This is a genomic window from Phosphitispora fastidiosa, from assembly GCF_019008365.1.
GTDB lineage: Bacteria > Bacillota > Thermincolia > Thermincolales > UBA2595 > Phosphitispora > Phosphitispora fastidiosa.
Genome location: NZ_JAHHUL010000220.1, coordinates 1 through 235 on the forward strand (window position 1 = coordinate 1; position 235 = coordinate 235).

Sequence of the window (235 nt, forward strand, 5' to 3'; positions counted from 1 at the left end):
GCGTCGAGCGCCTTCGCGCAGACGGCCCAGCAGGCTGTTTTGTTATATACGCGCATCACCGGCGTACCACCGACCGGGAGCACCCTCACCCAGGTGCAGTCCATGGCCACCACCAACATGGCGGGCGTCGCGACGCTGGCCCTGCAACAGCCGCAGTTCTACAACGTAACGCTGCGGAACATATTCGCGGCTGAGAGCAACCGCGATAATTCGGTGTTCGTACCGCTGAACGACT

1 protein-coding gene is annotated in these 235 nt (G+C 62.1%); it reads left to right on the forward strand.

Features of this window, described 5'->3' with window-relative positions; translation table 11 throughout:
- Positions 1 to 235: hypothetical protein (locus Ga0451573_RS19585; protein ID WP_231685894.1), on the forward strand; the 235-nt coding region annotated here is incomplete at both ends.